The 16,251-nt window shown below is 42.9% G+C and carries 17 protein-coding genes; 11 read left to right on the forward strand and 6 right to left on the reverse strand.

Features of this window, described 5'->3' with window-relative positions; translation table 11 throughout:
• Window positions 1-149: 149 nt before the first annotated feature.
• On the forward strand, window positions 150-1,667 hold the full coding sequence (locus HXY43_RS18740) for a thymidylate synthase (protein ID WP_290885986.1): 1,518 nt from the start codon (window positions 150-152) through the stop codon (window positions 1,665-1,667).
• A 163-nt stretch (window positions 1,668-1,830) separates the two neighbouring features.
• Here the strand turns inward: HXY43_RS18740 and HXY43_RS18745 are convergent, their stop codons facing one another.
• The 3 genes from HXY43_RS18745 to HXY43_RS18755 all read right to left on the reverse strand — a co-directional run bounded on the left by HXY43_RS18745 (window position 1,831) and on the right by HXY43_RS18755 (window position 3,725).
• Window positions 1,831-2,448 carry a hypothetical protein gene (locus HXY43_RS18745; protein ID WP_290885940.1) on the reverse strand — a complete coding sequence of 206 codons (618 nt, stop codon included), beginning with the start codon at window positions 2,446-2,448 and terminating at the stop codon, window positions 1,831-1,833.
• A gap of 59 nt (window positions 2,449-2,507) precedes the next feature.
• Window positions 2,508-3,089, reverse strand: a complete 582-nt coding sequence (dcd, locus tag HXY43_RS18750) for a dCTP deaminase (RefSeq protein ID WP_290885943.1) — start codon at window positions 3,087-3,089, stop codon at window positions 2,508-2,510.
• A gap of 99 nt (window positions 3,090-3,188) precedes the next feature.
• Entirely contained in the window at window positions 3,189-3,725 is a 537-nt protein-coding gene (locus HXY43_RS18755; RefSeq protein ID WP_026733986.1) for a P-loop NTPase family protein, read from the reverse strand.
• A 366-nt stretch (window positions 3,726-4,091) separates the two neighbouring features.
• Between HXY43_RS18755 and HXY43_RS18760 the strand changes: the two genes are divergently transcribed.
• The 9 genes from HXY43_RS18760 (at window position 4,092) to trmFO (ending at window position 12,590) form a co-directional block, all read left to right on the forward strand.
• Window positions 4,092-4,646: a nucleoside monophosphate kinase gene (locus tag HXY43_RS18760; protein ID WP_026733985.1), complete on the forward strand. Its 555-nt coding sequence runs from the start codon at window positions 4,092-4,094 to the stop codon at window positions 4,644-4,646.
• A gap of 138 nt (window positions 4,647-4,784) precedes the next feature.
• A complete protein-coding gene (gene rph / locus HXY43_RS18765) occupies window positions 4,785-5,516 on the forward strand; it encodes a ribonuclease PH (protein ID WP_290885949.1) in 732 nt (243 codons plus the stop codon).
• Between the two features lie 250 nt (window positions 5,517-5,766).
• Window positions 5,767-6,486, forward strand: a complete 720-nt coding sequence (gene pgl / locus HXY43_RS18770; protein ID WP_290885952.1) for a 6-phosphogluconolactonase — start codon at window positions 5,767-5,769, stop codon at window positions 6,484-6,486.
• A 228-nt stretch (window positions 6,487-6,714) separates the two neighbouring features.
• The gene (locus tag HXY43_RS18775; protein WP_290885955.1) at window positions 6,715-7,614 is read left to right on the forward strand and encodes an FHA domain-containing protein; all 900 of its coding nucleotides are present in this window, start codon (window positions 6,715-6,717) and stop codon (window positions 7,612-7,614) included.
• Between the two features lie 41 nt (window positions 7,615-7,655).
• The gene (locus HXY43_RS18780) at window positions 7,656-8,090 is read left to right on the forward strand and encodes an FHA domain-containing protein (protein WP_367161489.1); all 435 of its coding nucleotides are present in this window, start codon (window positions 7,656-7,658) and stop codon (window positions 8,088-8,090) included.
• A gap of 279 nt (window positions 8,091-8,369) precedes the next feature.
• On the forward strand, window positions 8,370-9,113 hold the full coding sequence (locus tag HXY43_RS18785; RefSeq protein WP_290885961.1) for a M50 family metallopeptidase: 744 nt from the start codon (window positions 8,370-8,372) through the stop codon (window positions 9,111-9,113).
• A gap of 190 nt (window positions 9,114-9,303) precedes the next feature.
• Window positions 9,304-9,897 (forward strand): TetR/AcrR family transcriptional regulator, encoded by a 594-nt coding sequence (locus HXY43_RS18790; protein WP_290885964.1) that lies wholly within the window; start codon window positions 9,304-9,306, stop codon window positions 9,895-9,897.
• Window positions 9,898-10,118: 221 nt separating this feature from the next.
• Window positions 10,119-10,994 carry a hypothetical protein gene (locus tag HXY43_RS18795; RefSeq protein ID WP_290885966.1) on the forward strand — a complete coding sequence of 292 codons (876 nt, stop codon included), beginning with the start codon at window positions 10,119-10,121 and terminating at the stop codon, window positions 10,992-10,994.
• Between the two features lie 249 nt (window positions 10,995-11,243).
• Window positions 11,244-12,590, forward strand: a complete 1,347-nt coding sequence (trmFO, locus tag HXY43_RS18800; RefSeq protein WP_290885968.1) for an FADH(2)-oxidizing methylenetetrahydrofolate--tRNA-(uracil(54)-C(5))-methyltransferase TrmFO — start codon at window positions 11,244-11,246, stop codon at window positions 12,588-12,590.
• 121 nt (window positions 12,591-12,711) lie between these two features.
• On the opposite strand, the gene HXY43_RS18805 is transcribed toward trmFO, so the two are convergent.
• The gene (locus HXY43_RS18805) at window positions 12,712-13,029 is read right to left on the reverse strand and encodes a hypothetical protein (protein WP_290885971.1); all 318 of its coding nucleotides are present in this window, start codon (window positions 13,027-13,029) and stop codon (window positions 12,712-12,714) included.
• Between the two features lie 446 nt (window positions 13,030-13,475).
• On the opposite strand from HXY43_RS18805, the gene HXY43_RS18810 reads away from it, so the two are divergent.
• Window positions 13,476-13,634, forward strand: coding sequence for a hypothetical protein (locus HXY43_RS18810; protein ID WP_290885974.1), 159 nt, complete (start codon window positions 13,476-13,478; stop codon window positions 13,632-13,634).
• Window positions 13,635-13,697: 63 nt separating this feature from the next.
• Here the strand turns inward: HXY43_RS18810 and HXY43_RS18815 are convergent, their stop codons facing one another.
• Together HXY43_RS18815 and thrS are read right to left on the reverse strand one after the other, a co-directional pair.
• The gene (locus HXY43_RS18815; protein ID WP_290885977.1) at window positions 13,698-14,396 is read right to left on the reverse strand and encodes a molybdopterin-dependent oxidoreductase; all 699 of its coding nucleotides are present in this window, start codon (window positions 14,394-14,396) and stop codon (window positions 13,698-13,700) included.
• 83 nt (window positions 14,397-14,479) lie between these two features.
• The gene (thrS, locus tag HXY43_RS18820; protein ID WP_290885980.1) at window positions 14,480-15,670 is read right to left on the reverse strand and encodes a threonine--tRNA ligase; all 1,191 of its coding nucleotides are present in this window, start codon (window positions 15,668-15,670) and stop codon (window positions 14,480-14,482) included.
• Window positions 15,671-16,251 lie beyond the last annotated feature (581 nt).

Raw genomic sequence — 16,251 nt, forward strand, 5'->3', positions numbered from 1 at the left:
ATACGCTTGACCAATAAAGACCATTTCTCCAATAATTGCCAGGATTTAACATCATTTACCTTGTTAAGCTCCTTAGCAGACCTTGCATAAACGTTACTGGTTGTGGTGTGATTATAATTTGGTAATTTTTTTTGACTTTAAGTCAAGCAATCACAGCAGTGGGTAAAGTGACCCAATTTCAGTACACGGCGCTGTATAAGCCCAACCAACTCATCTACGGTTCCGGACAGACAGCAGTAATTACAGGATGGACGGTAAAACAGGCCATAGCCAAACACCTTCAGCCACGAGAGTATGCTGTAGTTGGTCAGCTATATTCACCTACAAGGGGAATAAATTTATTAATTCGCAATTTACTGAATAACCCCCACGTTCGTTTTTTAGTTGTTCTCAACGCTACAAAAGAAGACAAAAACGCGGGTGCTGGGACTTGTTTATTGGACTTTTTTAATCATGGCTTTGAGAAAGGAGTGTGTGATACCGGGCGATTTTGTTGGAGAATTCGCTCTAGCATTCCTGGATATATTGATGAAGTAATTCCAGCCAATGTCCTACAAAAATTGCGGGAATGTATAGAAATTAAAGAAGCAAAATCAATCGCGGAAGCTTGTGATTTTGTGAGGACTTTTGCAAAGCAAGAAACTCTTGAACCTTGGGGGGAAGAAAAAGAATATCCCATGCCAAAGGCTGAACCAACTATTTTACCTGGAGAACGTTATGGACATCGCATAGAAGGTAAAACCATCGCTGAAACTTGGGTAAAAATAATCCATCGCATTAAAACAACTGGAACAATTCGACCTACTGGTTATGATGGACAATGGCAAGAATTAATTGATTTAGTGGCAATTGTCACGGAGGAACCAGAAGATTTTTATTTTCCAGAACCGAACTATTTGCCCATTGACCGCAGTTTTTTACAAGAATATATTTCCCAAGTTTTAGATGATTCGCCGACACAAGAAGGAGTGAAATATACATACGGTCAAAGGTTACGTTCTTGGTTCGGACGTGACCAAATTGAACAAGTTATTTCACGCTTAGGACAAGATATTGATTCAGCCAGAGCGGTAATGTCTTTATGGGATGTTAGTAAGGATGGTAACGACAGTCCACCTTGCTTGAATCATATTTGGGTAAGAATAGTAGATAATGAGTTATCTTTAACGGCGACTTTTCGCAGCAATGACATGTTTTCTGCCTGGCCCGCTAATGCAATGGGATTAAGGGCTTTGCAACGACATATTCGAGATGAAATCATACAAAGGTTTTATCATCAATTGAAAATAGGGCCATTAATTACCATTAGTCAAAGCGCCCATATTTATGATGACTGTTGGGAAAATGCAGAAAAAGTGATTCAATCTCAATATCCTCAAATTTATCAGCAAAGAGATTACGCCGATCCCGCAGGCAGTTTTGTCATTATCGTACAAGATAATCAAATTTTAGTAGAACATATGACTCCTGGTTCAGGAGAAATAGTTAACTGTTATTCAGGTAAATCTGCAAAAAAACTATATCAGCAAATAGCAGCAGATTGTCCTGGCTTGCAAGTTGAACATGCAATGTATTTGGGCACGGAATTACAAAAAGCAGAAATTGCTTTGTCAATGAAAAAAGAATTTATTTACGAGCAAGATAAATTGCTGAAAATGATAAAATAAACATTTCATCTCCTAATTTTAATTCACTTTAGTATTTTATATACAATAGTTTTTATATGAGGTAAATCTTTTTTATCTTCTACCTATAATCCTTGCAGCTATTCCAGATACTATTTTCTCGACTGCTATTCCTAATGCTACTATAGCTCCAATTAGACTAGGTTTATCTTGAAAAAAGTAATATCCTATCCCAAAAAAAAATTGAATATACAGATATCGATATAATACCTAGCTGCAAATCCTTATTTAAGGATTTACGACTGGTCTGAGCTAGGAGTTGAAAGAATTTTAAACGACTTGACTTTGAATTATATAAAGACGCGGCAGATTCATTTTTGAAGAAAATGATTGTACAAAACTTTTCTTTGTGCTTAAGTTCTATAACATCTCTAGAAAAGTTTTGTACTGGTATTAACAATTCACCTTCTGCCCAACCCGGATCAACCTTTGTTGATATGTTAGATAGCCCTCTGGAAACCTGTGATACTCTGGACAATATCAATGCTGATATTGAACCATCTTGGGGCATTCTTAACCTTTCATAAGTACCGATTAAAGCTATGTCTCCTGGCTTAATTACAACCGATTTTCCTTCTTCAAGGGTGTCAAGGTTAGGTTTAGCTATGAATGTTTTGTAAAAACCACCTACTCTCAAGTCATAGCCCATAGGTGTTAAACAATCATCTGAACCATGCTCAATTAACAATGGTTTATTATCATTCCACTGCGCTTCGTCATAACATAATATCTTTTTCAAATCTGTATCCGTCAGGATTGACATTCACGACAAATCTCCTTTACATCGCAAGAAATGCAAACTCTTATTTTTGACATGGAAGTTTAAACCCGAGCAAGAGTGACAATTTCAGGCTGGTCTTGATATTTCCCCTGACGTGCCTGGTAGCTAACAGCACAATTTGCTCCTTCCAAAAACAATAATTGTACTATTCCTTCATTCGCATAAATGCGGCAATCAGCACTAGAAGCATTAGATAACTCTAGGGTTAAGTAACCGCGCCAAGCTGCTTCGGCTGGAGTAACATTTGCAATGATTCCGCAACGAGCATAAGTGCTTTTACCTAAACAAATGACTGTAATGTTGTCAGGTATTTCTAGCTTTTCGAGAGAAACTCCAAGACCATAAGAATGGGCAGGAAGAATAAAATAGCTGCCATTGGTATCTTTATGAAGTTTTGTTGATTCCAAATTTTCAGGATTAAAATTCTTGGGATCAACGACTGTACCTGGAATATGCCTAAAAATGCGGAAATCTACAGGTGATAGTCTGATATCATAGCCAAAACTGCTAAGACCATATGAAATTACAGGTAAGTTTTCAATGTGACGAATTTGTGTAGACTCAAAGGGGGAAATCATTCCCTTTTGAGCCTTTTCAGTAATCCAGATATCGTTTTTAATCACGAGTTCGCCGCTAACCCTAATTTAAACCGATTTACTAGAATAGCGTTTTTTTTGCTAATTTCAACAATCTTTCTAAGATAACCTGAACAGATTATTTGTTTAAGGTTGATGACTGCGACGAATATCCGTGATTTGATCTGCTATATCTAGAATCGATTTTGGCATGTCTGGCCCTGTGAGAATGATATCGATATGAGAGGGACGTTTTGCCAGAAATGCTAAAACCTCTGCTTCAGGAATTAAACCAAAGTTAATCGCTAAACTTAATTCATCTAATACAACGAGAGAATACTTAGCCTCACATACAACCTTTTGTGTATGTTGCCACAACTTTTGTAGGGCTTGAGCTTCGGATTCGTCGAGGTGTGGTGTATCAATACAACGAGGCAAATCGCAGCGAATCCAATCTAAATTTTGTCCTAACCGAATGGGATGTTCGTGTCCTTGACGGATGCCTCCTTTGAGGAATTGCACTACTAGCACTGGCGTACCCTGACCGGCAATTCTCAGTGCCTGAGCCATAACGCTAGTAAAAAAGTTACGATGAGCACTAGTGAAAACTTGTACGAGACCCTCTACAGCATATGGTAAGCTAAGGGTCGAATTTCCGCTTGGGGTTTCTAGCTGGGCAACCATAGATAAATGTTCAAAAAGTTACAACAAATTAAAGCGCTTTTTCTGAGGTTAGTTTTGGTAAACCTGCTTGTATAATCAAGCTATTTTTAAGAATGTGTAGTGGATTTTGCAATTTGCATTCTTAGTCAAACACTACGTTTGTACTGAAGTCAAGAGCTATTGCGTTTTCAATTTTTCATCTTGCTTCTACAATTGATGGTCAAAATTAAAACATCTAACTGGAAGCTTAAATCCCGGAAACACCTGAGATCGGGCTGGAAGATTCTGAAAAACTTCTGAAATGTCCGGATGTGAAATTTACCTTTTGTTTGTCAAAACAGATTAAGACAGTTGTGAAATTGACAGAGATACTAGGAGTGAATTGTTGTGAGATTGGTCATTCTGGGAGGTTCAGGAGCAGGAAAAAGCACTCAAGCACAAAGGCTTAGCGAACATTTTGATATTCCTCTGATTGCCACAGGGGAAATTTTGCGCCAAGCAATAGCGAAATTAACTGACTGGGGACGTCTCACTCAACCATACGTGCAAACAGGGGAATTAGTTCCAGACGAAATAATTATTGAATTCATCCTAGCTCGGCTGAAGCAGCCTAATGTCAACCGTGGTTGGGTGTTAGAAGGTTATCCCCGTACTGCTTTTCAAGCAGAAGAACTGGATTTTTTGTTAGATGACCTAGGACAAGATTTAAACTGGGCAATTTATTTACAAGTACCACATGCGGTTATGGTCAGCCGTGCTTTAGGTCGTTCTCTTCCTGATGACCAACCAGAAATTGTACAGCGCCGCGTCGAATTATTCTACGATCGCACTATTCCCATACTGGAATATTACGATCGCCGCCGCCGCTTATTGACGATTAATGGCGATCAGTCACCAGAAATGGTGCAGCACTGTATTATTAATCTCGTCTCTGTTGCTTAACAGTCTATAGAACTTTTCCCCAGTCCCCAGTCCCTAGTCCCTAAATTCTTAACATAGTTGTTTAAAAATACCGAAACCTCAAACTGAAAGGATAATCTGAAGGCAGTATCCTAATATTAAAATTTTGAGGCTACTCCAATGGCTTGGCAGCGTCCAGACGGTCGGCAACCTTATCAACTCCGTCCCGTTAGCTTTCAGCAAAATTTTACTCGCTTTGCTCCTGGTTCGGTTCTCACAATCTGCGGTGAAACAAAAGTACTGTGTACCGTGAGCGTAGCTGAAGGAGTCCCCAAATTTCTAGCTGGTACTGGTAAAGGTTGGCTAACCGCTGAGTACCGAATGTTACCAACTGCCACTCAACAACGGCAAGAACGAGAATTTTTGAAATTATCTGGCCGGACTCAAGAAATTCAGCGTTTAATTGGACGCAGCTTACGGGCAGCAGTAGATTTGGATGCCTTGGGAGAACGCACGCTGAATGTAGATGCAGATGTGCTACAAGCAGACGCAGGTACAAGAACAGCAGCGATCACAGGCGGGTTTGTAGCGTTAGCAGATGCGATTTCCAAATTGATGCAGCAGGGAGTTTTAGAGCGATCGCCCCTAGTTGGACAAGTAGCAGCTGTTTCCGTCGGATTACTACAGGGAGAGGCTTTCCTAGATTTGAACTACATTGAAGATGTTGCCGCTACAGTAGATTTCAATGTGGTGATGAATCAAGATTTAGAGATTATTGAAGTCCAGGGAACAGCCGAAGAAGGCAGTTTTAGCCGTGCCCAGTTGAATCAACTGTTAGATTTCGCAGAAAAAGGAATTCAGAAATTGTTAATTGCCCAACAGCAAGCGATCGCTCCTCTGAAAATAGGGTAAAAATTTATGAATTATGAATTATGAATTATGAAATTTTCAGCATTCAGCAAAAATCATTCATAATTTTTACTAATTTCCTATTTCCCATGTTACTAATGATTTTTATTAAGATTTGGCGAAATTTTATTACTTTGCCGTATCTGTGTTGAATAAACAAATTGTTGATGTTAAAAGTTTCAGAAGGTCAAAACAGGATTAGTTATAAGTTCGATATGGTAATGCTGGAAGTCGCCAATATCATGAGGAAGCGATGAACAGAAAGGTTGAAATTCTACCGGATCAGGCAGCGCTGATTGCGCGAGCAAAAGAATTGATCCTCTCAAAAATTAACGCTGCGATTGAACAGCGGGGGAGATTTACCATCGCCCTTTCTGGCGGCAGCACACCCAAGCCGTTATACGAAGCGATCGCCACAGAAAATCTACCTTGGGATAAAATTCATGTATTTTGGGGAGATGAGCGTTACGTTCCATCCGATCACCCAGATAGCAATGAAGGCATGGCGCGTCGTACATGGTTAGATCGCGTGGATATACCAGCGGCTAATATTCACCCAATGCCCACTACCGAAGGCGATCCAGCAGTATCTGCGGCTAAGTACGAACAGGAACTGCAAGAATTTTTTCATTGTTCGCCGGGTGAGTTTCCTGCTTTAGATGTGATGTTGCAAGGAATGGGTGATGATGGTCACACTGCTTCTTTGTTCCCCCACACAGAAGCTTTAAAAGTAAGCGATCGCTTAGTTACAGTAGGTAACAAAGACGGCAACCCACGTATCACCTTTACATATTCATTCATTAACGCAGCAAGGTGCGTTATTTTTGTAGTGGCTGGTGCCAACAAAAAACCAGCTTTAGCTCAAGTTTTCGCACTCCAAGCAGATAGTTTTACTTACCCATCCCGCTTAATTCAACCCCAAGGAGAACTTTGGTGGCTGTTGGATGCAGCGGCGGGTGATGAACTTAAATAAGTGATGAAGGAAGAAAGAAGAAGTATGTAGACGCCTGTCAAGGCGTCTTTCCGCAGAGTAGGGTAGAGTATGAACGATGAAATATTAAAGTGTAAATTTTTCATCTTTTAACCTTCTACCTTCTGCTTTCTGCCTTCATAAATAGTAATTGCTAAGATCGGAAGCTAGAGTTTGCCCCTCTGCTTGCCAGCACTATTGTATGATGACCTAGAACAAAGGTTAAATTCCATGATCGTCTGCCCAAACTGCAATCACCACAACCCTGATGGCGCTACCCAGTGTGAAGCTTGCTATACCCCGTTACCAGCGACTACTACCTGTCCTAGTTGTGGGGCAACCGTGCAGGCAGATGCTTCTTTTTGCGGACAGTGTGGCTACCACCTGCGTACAGGTACGCCAATACCAGTAGCAGCAACCGTAGCACCAGACATCCCTCTAGAAGTAGAACCTTTAGTAAATCCTGACCCACTTGTACAACAACAAACAGTATCGATGAGTGGATCTACCAGTTATACTGCGCCTGACTCTTCACCTTTACCACCAACAGCAGTAGCAGCTCCTTCAGAAAATGAAATTCCGGAACCACCTGCCGCCCCAGCTCCAATTTTTACTGCTGAGGAAACAGGCCCATCTCCAGCCCCGATGCCACCAGTGCCACTGCCACCACCAACTGTCGCAGCGACGCCTATAACTGCTGAGGAAGAAAGTCCGGCACCAGAACCACAACCCGCACCAGCACCGGAAGTCGAACCACCACAGCCCACACCACCAGTCACTGCTGCTAGAACGCAATTACAGCAGGTAACTGCGCGGCTTGTTCATGTCCAAACCGACAGACAAATTGAATTGCCACAGAATCTTTCTGTCATTCATATTGGTAAGCCCAATGACCGTATTCCCCCGGATGTGGATGTTTCTGGATTTCCCAATTCGGAAATTGTTTCGCGGATTCATGCAGATATTCGTGTGGAAGGAGACGCTTACTATATTGAAGATGTAGGTAGTTCTAACGGTACTTACATCAATAATTTGCCACTATTGCCAGGAAACCGACATCGTTTAAGACCAGGCGATCGCATTAGCCTGGGTAAGGGAGATTTGGTAACATTCCTGTTTCAATTCTCTTAGGTAGTCAGTTATAGTAGAGGGAATTGATACAAGCCTCGCGCGTGATTACACTTACCCTCCTGCACCCACTACAATCCATTCCAGCTCAAAGTTGGACTTTTGCAGACGACGAACCAGTCATTCGCATTGGACGAGCGGCGGATAACCATGTTGTTCTTTATAGTGCCGTGGTTTCCCGCCTTCACATCGAAATACGACGAATAGATCGTGGCTGGGAAGTTGTGAACTTAGGTGCAAATGGAACTTATATAGATGGAGAAGCGATTGTGCAAATACTGGTTACAGATGGAGTCATTCTCCGCTTAGCTCGCTCTGGGCCACAAATTCAAATTCATCTCGGAGTATCGACTGCACTGCTAGTCACCTCGCGGCGTTGCTCAGCAACAATGGTAAATGGAGCGTGTGCAGATGTTTCCTCACTTCAGCGGGGTAGCGTAGTGGTAAGTGGGGAAAAAGACACAGAAATTGGAGAATGAGAAATATAGTAAAGTAGGAACTGATTCTCTTTTCCCTGATTGGTCTGCAAAACCAAATATAACTTTGTATAAAATGATATCTTGCACCTATGTTCAACAGCCGGGAGGCTCTCCCACTCCTAGGGTGTAGACGCCCAGAGGGTGGCTTCTCGGAGAGTAGCTCTTCTCGCAGGGTAGGGTACAAGATTTGAATCCGCGTTCTCCTCACTCTCAGAAGCGGCTAGGATGGATACAAGTGCTATTGAAGCACTTGGCTTGAAAAGCTAAGGAAAGTCACCCATGAGGGAACATAGGAAAGATTTTGAACCCATATTCACCAAAGAAGCCCCACTTGATCGTATGGGGTTTACCTGGTTAATAGTAGCGGCGATCGCGACCATTGTATTATGGCAACTACCCGCAGGTGATTACATTTTGTACCCATTTAGCATTCTGGCTACTTGGTTTCATGAAATGGGTCACGGGTTGATGGCGCTGTTGTTAGGAGGAAATTTTCAGCAATTGCAGATTTTTCCTGATGGTTCTGGTGTAGCGACTTATAGTTACAGTGGTGGATTTTTATTGGGGCCGCTTGGTCGTGCTTTAGTAGCAGCAGCTGGGCCAATGGGGCCGCCTATAGCTGGTGCTGCTTTGATTTTAGCTTCACGCAACTTTAATACTACCACCTGGATTTTGAAAATTTTAGGTGGTTTTTTGATGCTTTCAGCGCTAATTTGGGTGCGATCGCCGTTTGGATTGGTAGCAATTCCCCTGTTAGGCTTTGTGATATTGGGTGTTAGTCTTAAAGCACCTCGTTGGGTACAGGAGTTTAGCATTCAATTTCTGGGCGTACAAGCCTGTGTAAGTACTTATCATCAACTCAATTATTTATTTAGCTATGGTGCTGGTTATCTGGGGCTATCTGATACTGCACAGATTCAGCAGGAATTGTTTTTACCTTACTGGTTCTGGGGAGCTTTGATGGCGATCGCATCTCTGGTTATTCTTGTGCAAAGTCTGCGTATCGCCTATCGTCCCACTTGAAGAAAGTAGAAAACAATCTAATACGGTTCCGTTAACACTAGCCGTCGCATGGGGGTGGGTGATGGAATAATGGGATTATGTCTCCCCATCTCCCCATCTTCCTTTCCTTGTCCCTCTTTCCTCTCGCAGCTTGACTGCAAACTATACATCAAGTTAGACTTATTCAGACCAGTTGGTCGCAAATATATTGATGTCAAAAGGCGAAGAAACAAAAGCAAGAATTATCCAGCAAGCGGCCGAACTGTTTAATCAACAGGGGTATGCTGGCTCGTCTATTTCAGACATCATGCGAGTGACAGGATTGCAAAAAGGAGGGATATATAATCATTTCAACAGCAAAGATGAACTAGCGCTACAGGCTTTTGATTATGCGATCGCCTGCATTAGGCAACTATATCGAACTGCCTTGCGGAACAAGCGTCATGCAATTGAACGCTTGCAAGCAATTATTGATGTATTTCACAAATATATAGATAATCCACCTATCAAAGGAGGTTGTCCGCTGTTGAATACTGCGGTTGAGAGTGATGATGCTCACCCAGCATTGCGAGAACGTACCCAACAGGCAATGAATTCGTGGCGCGATATGCTTTGTCGAATCATTCAAAAAGGAATTGAAAAAGGAGAAATCCGTCCGGACGTTGATGCTGATGAAGTTGCAACCATAATTATTTCAGCCCTAGAAGGGGCTGTAATGATGAGCAAGTTATATGGAGATTCGATTCATATGCAAAGAGTAACTAAGCATTTAAATGATTACATCGAAAGTCAATTGCGGATATAAAGTAAACATCTTTTTTGTTTTTTTTATGAAAAAAAAGACCGTTGAGTCTGAAATTCAATTAAAGTAGTGACTATGCCAAGCTTTATCCTACAGATCAACGTCCTGCATGGCAAAAGACGGAATTGAGTGCAGAAGAGTTTGAGCAATTCCGGCGGGTTTTGATGAAACTGCATCAACGCGAGATGAACCGAGTAAATCATGCAAAGTAATAGAAATATATTATGAAAAATACACAAAAATTGGCGATCGCCTGTTCCTCTGGTAGCTTTAAAGGCGCTTTCACTCATGGTGTATTAAGTGCGCTAGAATCTGCCGGAATTCGAGCTGATGCCTATGCCGCTGCATCTTCATCGGTTATACCAACTGCTTGGGCTACCATTGGCAAAGCTACAGATTTGGGCGTTGATTACTGGTTAGCCGGGTTAAAAGTAATCAAACAACCGGATGTGGGGATGAGCCAATTAGCACTTGGGGGAATTGCACATTTCAGTCCGCTGAAAGAGCTACTATTTGCAGCACAAACACCAGAATATTTTGTTGCTACCAGTGCAGTAATCACTCCAGAAGCTACTAACGAGACTCAAACTGAAAAAGCGAGACGTTTAGGACGGCGTTTATTGGTATCCGCAAGCAAAGGCGATCGCAGTTGGGTAAACGAGCATTTGCAGGCGGTGTTATTTAGCACCAACAATCTCAAAGATGAACTGCGTCTTGATACCAGTAATTTTGAAGAAGTGGCTTATGCTTCTTCTCGAATGCTGCATGCTTGGGATGTCCCCGCTTGGATAGGTGGAAAGCCTTACGTTGACGCTTCCTACACTTGTTTGTGTCCAGCAATAGAAATGGTTGAGTTGGGATACACCGAAGCGATCGCGATCGCTAACGAACCAGGAACCCTCTATCGTGATATGTTCCAACTACAGCCAATTCCTGAGAATTACAAAGGGGTGGATATCCACATTATTAAACCGGATGTAGATCCCCAAGAGTTCGGAGTTAGTTTTACAGATGCTACTGTTGAGGGATTCTGTGCAGTTTACCAGCATGGAAAAGACAAAGGTCAAGAATTTATAGCTCGGTGGACAGCTACTAATTAAATGCAATGATTTTGGGTTGTGTTTACTCACAAACGCACCCAAACAACTTTATTATTCAACCTCGGTTGGACTAGTAAACAGTATCATTGTATGTACATGTTTCATACTTTATACGTCAATTATCTTTTTTATTTAGCAATTAACAACCTCTGGTTAAAAGTATAAATTGATATATAGCATTAAAAAATAATCTTTCTCAGGCAGTGAAAGTTTTAGTAAAGTGCAAAGGGTGAAACTAAGTATTTAATTATGGAAAAACAACCGATCGTAGTTATTGGAGGTGGACTGGCTGGAACAGAAGCAGCTTGGCAAATTGCCCAGGCGGGAGTACCCGTAATTCTCTATGAAATGCGCCCCCATCGCTTCAGTCCCGCCCATCATACAGAACACTTAGCAGAATTGGTGTGCAGTAATTCTTTTGGCGCAATGGCTAGCGATCGCGCTGCTGGTTTGTTACATGAAGAATTGCGTCAACTCGGTTCGATTGTGATTGCTAAAGCGGATGAACATCAAGTCCCCGCTGGAGGAGCATTAGCCGTTGATAGAGGACAATTTAGCCAAGATTTAACACAAACCCTCTCTCAACATCCTTTAATCGAACTGCGTCGGGATGAAATACGTAGTATACCGGAAGGAATTGTAGTTTTAGCAACTGGGCCGCTTACCAGTCCCGATTTAGCTGAAGATTTGCGTCGCTTCACCGGGATGGAATATCTTAGCTTTTTCGATGCCGCTAGTCCTATTGTTGTTGGAGAAACGATTAACCACGACATTGCTTTTCTTGCCTCTCGCTACGACAAAGGCGAAGCCGCTTATCTCAACTGTCCGATGAATAAAGAGCAATACCTGCGGTTTTGGCAAGAACTTTGTGCAGCTGAACAAACAGAATTGAAGGATTTTGAGCGGGAAACAGCAAAATTTTTTGAAGCTTGTCTGCCTATTGAAGAACTAGCACGGCGAGGAGAAGATACAATGCGCTACGGGCCGCTCAAACCAGTAGGATTGAACCCCCCCTCTGTCCCCCTCACAAGCGGGGGGAATGTAAGGGGGGGTGGTGAACGTCCTTACGCCGTGGTGCAGCTGCGACAAGAAGACAAAGCAGGTCAACTTTGGAACATGGTAGGATTCCAAACTAACCTGCGCTGGGGCGAGCAAAAGCGCGTATTCCAAATGATACCCGGTTTGGAAAATGCCGAGTTTGTACGGTTAGGGGTGATGCACCGCAATACCTTTATTAATGCACCGCAGTTGATGCTACCTACCTTGCAATTTAAAAATCGTCAGACATTGTTAGGTGCTGGGCAGTTGATTGGTACTGAAGGCTACACAGCCGCTTCTGCGGGTGGATGGCTGGCTGGCACAAATGCTGCACGACTAGCTTTGGGTAAAGAACCGTTAAATCTACCGACAACAACGATGATGGGGGCGCTGTTTGAATTTATCAGTTCGGCTTCACCCAAGCATTTTCAACCCATGCCACCCAACTTTGGAATTCTGCCCGAACTAGGAGAGAAAATCAAAAACAAACAGGAACGATACGGACGCTATCGCGATCGCGCTTTAGCTGACCTCAAGAAATTTATCATTGATAAGTAGGCAGCGCAAATAAACATATTTCTCGTGGTGACTGTTAATGGATAGTGGATAGTGGTTAGTGGTAAAGATTAAAAGCCAACTACCAACCACTAACCACTAACTACTAACTACTATCCACTAACTATGAAGCTTTCTTTTGGTCTTGAAATAATTCATCTTTAGTAATTGCCAACCCATGTATACCAATGGCTGCGATCGTCGCGCCGATGAATCCCCATGTGCCATTAGTAAATGCATTCATGCGGTGAACCATACTGCGATGGTAAGCTAAATCTAACTGTCTCTGACTTACTCTTCTCTGCCTTGCTAACTGATCCACATATCTCTCGGTTCTTTCCATCGCTGCGTAATCATTGTTGAACGAGTAAATCGATGTTCCCGCCACCATCAAGCCTGGAAAAACCAAAGCAATCAAAAGAATGGCTCTGCCTATATTCATAGAAACCTCGCTTTCAGTTGGGTAACTCTCTGTCTTGAAACAACAGAAGACAATTACGGTGAACTACCCACACTGACTTGGAGTACCAAGTACAGTGTTGGCTTCCAATTTCACAGAAGATTGCCGCATCTTGGATTTGCGTCCGCGAGTTGGGTTGGCATTTAGTTAACTAAATGTCTGGCGATCGCACCCTGTTAGTTGTAATCTGTTGTCGATTCCCCCTCATCCCCCTTGAAAAGCAAGATTAGGGGACTTGATATTCTGAAAAGATCGGGTAAACTAGTGTGAGTGTAGTTTAGACATTTATCCCTCCAAAATCAGCCTGCAAAAAAAGGCAGAATGTCAAACAACCTCAACCATTTGATATATCTAAATTAATGCTGGCATAGCTAGGATTTTGCTTTGGTGTCTGGCGAACAAATTTTGGATCGTTGCTCACGGGGTGAATGGTATGGCTGCTTTTTCAGCGCTTGAGCTATAGCCTCAGCATCCTTTGCGAAAAAAGCTTCCTTCGCAGTAGGGCGCTTCAGCCGTGGCATAGGTTCATAAAAAAAGCGATCGCTGCCCACGAGTTAGATGTCTGCAAAGAACTGCGATCGCACTGACATCGTTAAGAGCCTTAATTTCCGAATGTGCAGCTATCTAGGCTCAATGCCCAGCAAGCCCTTTCAGACAACTTTGATTCGATGAGTAACAACAGCCCAATAGCTATAACCTTCGTCATTCCAAGGAACTTTATCCGGTTGAGTATTGCCACTAGAATCGGTGGCACGAGCACGCAAACCATAGCTTCCTGGACGAACATCCCAGTCTAGATCCCATCGTACCCATGCTGAGGCAATATTCGGTTCCCGCAGTCTGGCAGTTCGCCAAGTTTTGCCATTATCTAAACTGACCTCTACTTTAGTAATTTTTCCTTCACCTGACCAAGAACGCCCACGAATGAGATGTTTTCCGGCCTTGATTTGTCCATCCCAAGGTAATTCAAAGGCACTTTTGACTTTTTGCGTGGTTAAGATTTGCCCCATCACTCCTTGTACTTTCAGCTTTTCTGGAACAGGATAATCTTCCCCAATTAAGACATATTTCTTAGTGTTGTATGTGGAAAACAGAGGTGTTTCTGAAACCTGAATGCTGCCAACCCATTTGGTATGAGCAATACCCACCCAACCCGGAACCAAAACTCGCATGGGAAACCCATGATCTATAGGTAGGACATCACCATTCATGGCATAAACTAACAAGGTATCTTCTTCTAATGCCTTCTCAAGAGAAGTCCGAGCGGAGGTTTCCTCCGTAGACGCCCTCCGGGCGGCTTCCCAAAGGGTTCGGAACTTCGGAGCGTCTCGCCCGCCCTGATTATGCAACTTAAATGCACATCAGCTTATCAACTTGGTGTCTTGGTGGTTCATAAAACTTATTTTTGAACCACAAAGACACAAAGAAAGCTTTATCTTAGATTTAATAATTCTGCTTCTAACTCAGGAAGCTGAACTTCCTGTTGTCCAGCAATTCCGAGACGACGCAAGTTGAGAGATTGATTCATCGCTTCTTTTTCACCGACAACAGCAATTAGTGGAATCTTGCGTACAGACAGTTCTCGAATCTTTTTGGCAATCGTGCGATCGCTCACATGCAATTCTACCCTCGCCCCTATCTGTTTCAGCCTTTTGAAAATCACTTCCGCCCAATCTGCCGATTTTTCAGAAACTGAAGCCACGGCAATTTGCACAGGAGCAACCCAAAGCGGTAAAACCCCACTGTGATTTTCCAACAAAATGCCAATCCAGCGTTCCAAAGAACCTAGAACTGCTTGGTGCAGCATCACCAGTTGCTCTAAATCGCCTTTCTCATTGACGAAGGATAAATCAAAAAGTTGAGGAAAGTTGAAATCAACCTGAATCGTGCCACACTGCCACGATCGCCCTAAGTGATCTTGCAAGCTAACTTCAATCTTGGGACTGTAGAAAGATCCTTCACCAGGCGCTAATTCATAGGCGTAACCCAGGGCTTGCACCGCTTCAATCAAGGCAGACTCAGCCCGATCCCATAGTTCATCCGATCCAAGACGTTGCTCTGGTCGTAGAGCAATCCGAATTGAAAAGTTATTATATCCAAACGCTGCGTAAACCTGCTTGACCATCCTCAGAAAATTGCTAATCTCATCTCGGATGTCGGCTTCCCGGCAAAAGATATGGGCATCGTCCTGCACAAACTGACGCAGACGCATACAGCCAGATAGCGTACCGGAAGGTTCGTTACGATGGACAATGCCAAATTCCAGCAATCGCATCGGTATTTCCCGATAACTGCGCTTGTGAGATTTGTAGATGGCAATGTGTGCAGGACATGACATTGGTTTTAACGCATAGTCGGGTTCTGCATCAGCATCCGGAATACCTACAACAAACATGTTCTTACGGAACTTTTGCCAGTGTCCTGAACGTTCCCAAAGCGATCGATTCAATGCTACAGGCGATCGCACTTCCTCAAAGTCGTAAGCTTGGTAAACTTGTCGCATAAAGTCTTCGATAACCCGGAAAAACTGAAGTCCGATGGGATGCCAAAACACCATTCCTGGACTATGCTCCTCAAAATGAAATAAATCCATTACTCTTGCTAGTTCTCGATGATCGGACATGGTTGTATCTCCTTGTGAATAATTTGCTAATGAAAAACCCCTCTAGGTTTGACTTAGAGGGGTGGTTGGGTTTCGATTGCACGCAGCATCTATCCTCACGTCCCTCCAGGCGCGATTGTGGTGGTAGTGGTGGTAGTCCAATAAATAGACATCTGTTCTCTCCTAGTTCTTCTATAAAAACTCAAAACCCTCCTAGGCATTGCCTGGAGGGTTGATGCGGTGCTGTCGAATTTTAAATCAACGCGATCGCCTCACAACCCCCCAATTGGTAGTTTGGGTAGTAGTGGTGGTAGTTGTTAGGCGAACGTTTACTTGCATTGCGAGTTGAAAGTTTTTTGGCAGTCGATATTACCTATTTAAATTCATTTAAACAAATTTCTGCGAAGTGTCAAGCCTAGCCCTGTCAAGGTGGGTAAAAAACGAACCATTATCTTAGTAGAGAAGACTATTTTCCTCTTTGTGTCTTTGTGTCTTTGTGTTTCAATCATTCTTTTTTCACCACCCTCCGGGTTCGCCAGTCCCCCATCTCGGCAGAAGCCAAGACGGGGGCTGGACTCACCAAGACACAAAGACACCAAGAA

This window comes from Fischerella sp., from assembly GCF_013388695.1.
In the GTDB taxonomy this organism is placed as follows: Bacteria; Cyanobacteriota; Cyanobacteriia; order Cyanobacteriales; family Nostocaceae; genus PCC9605.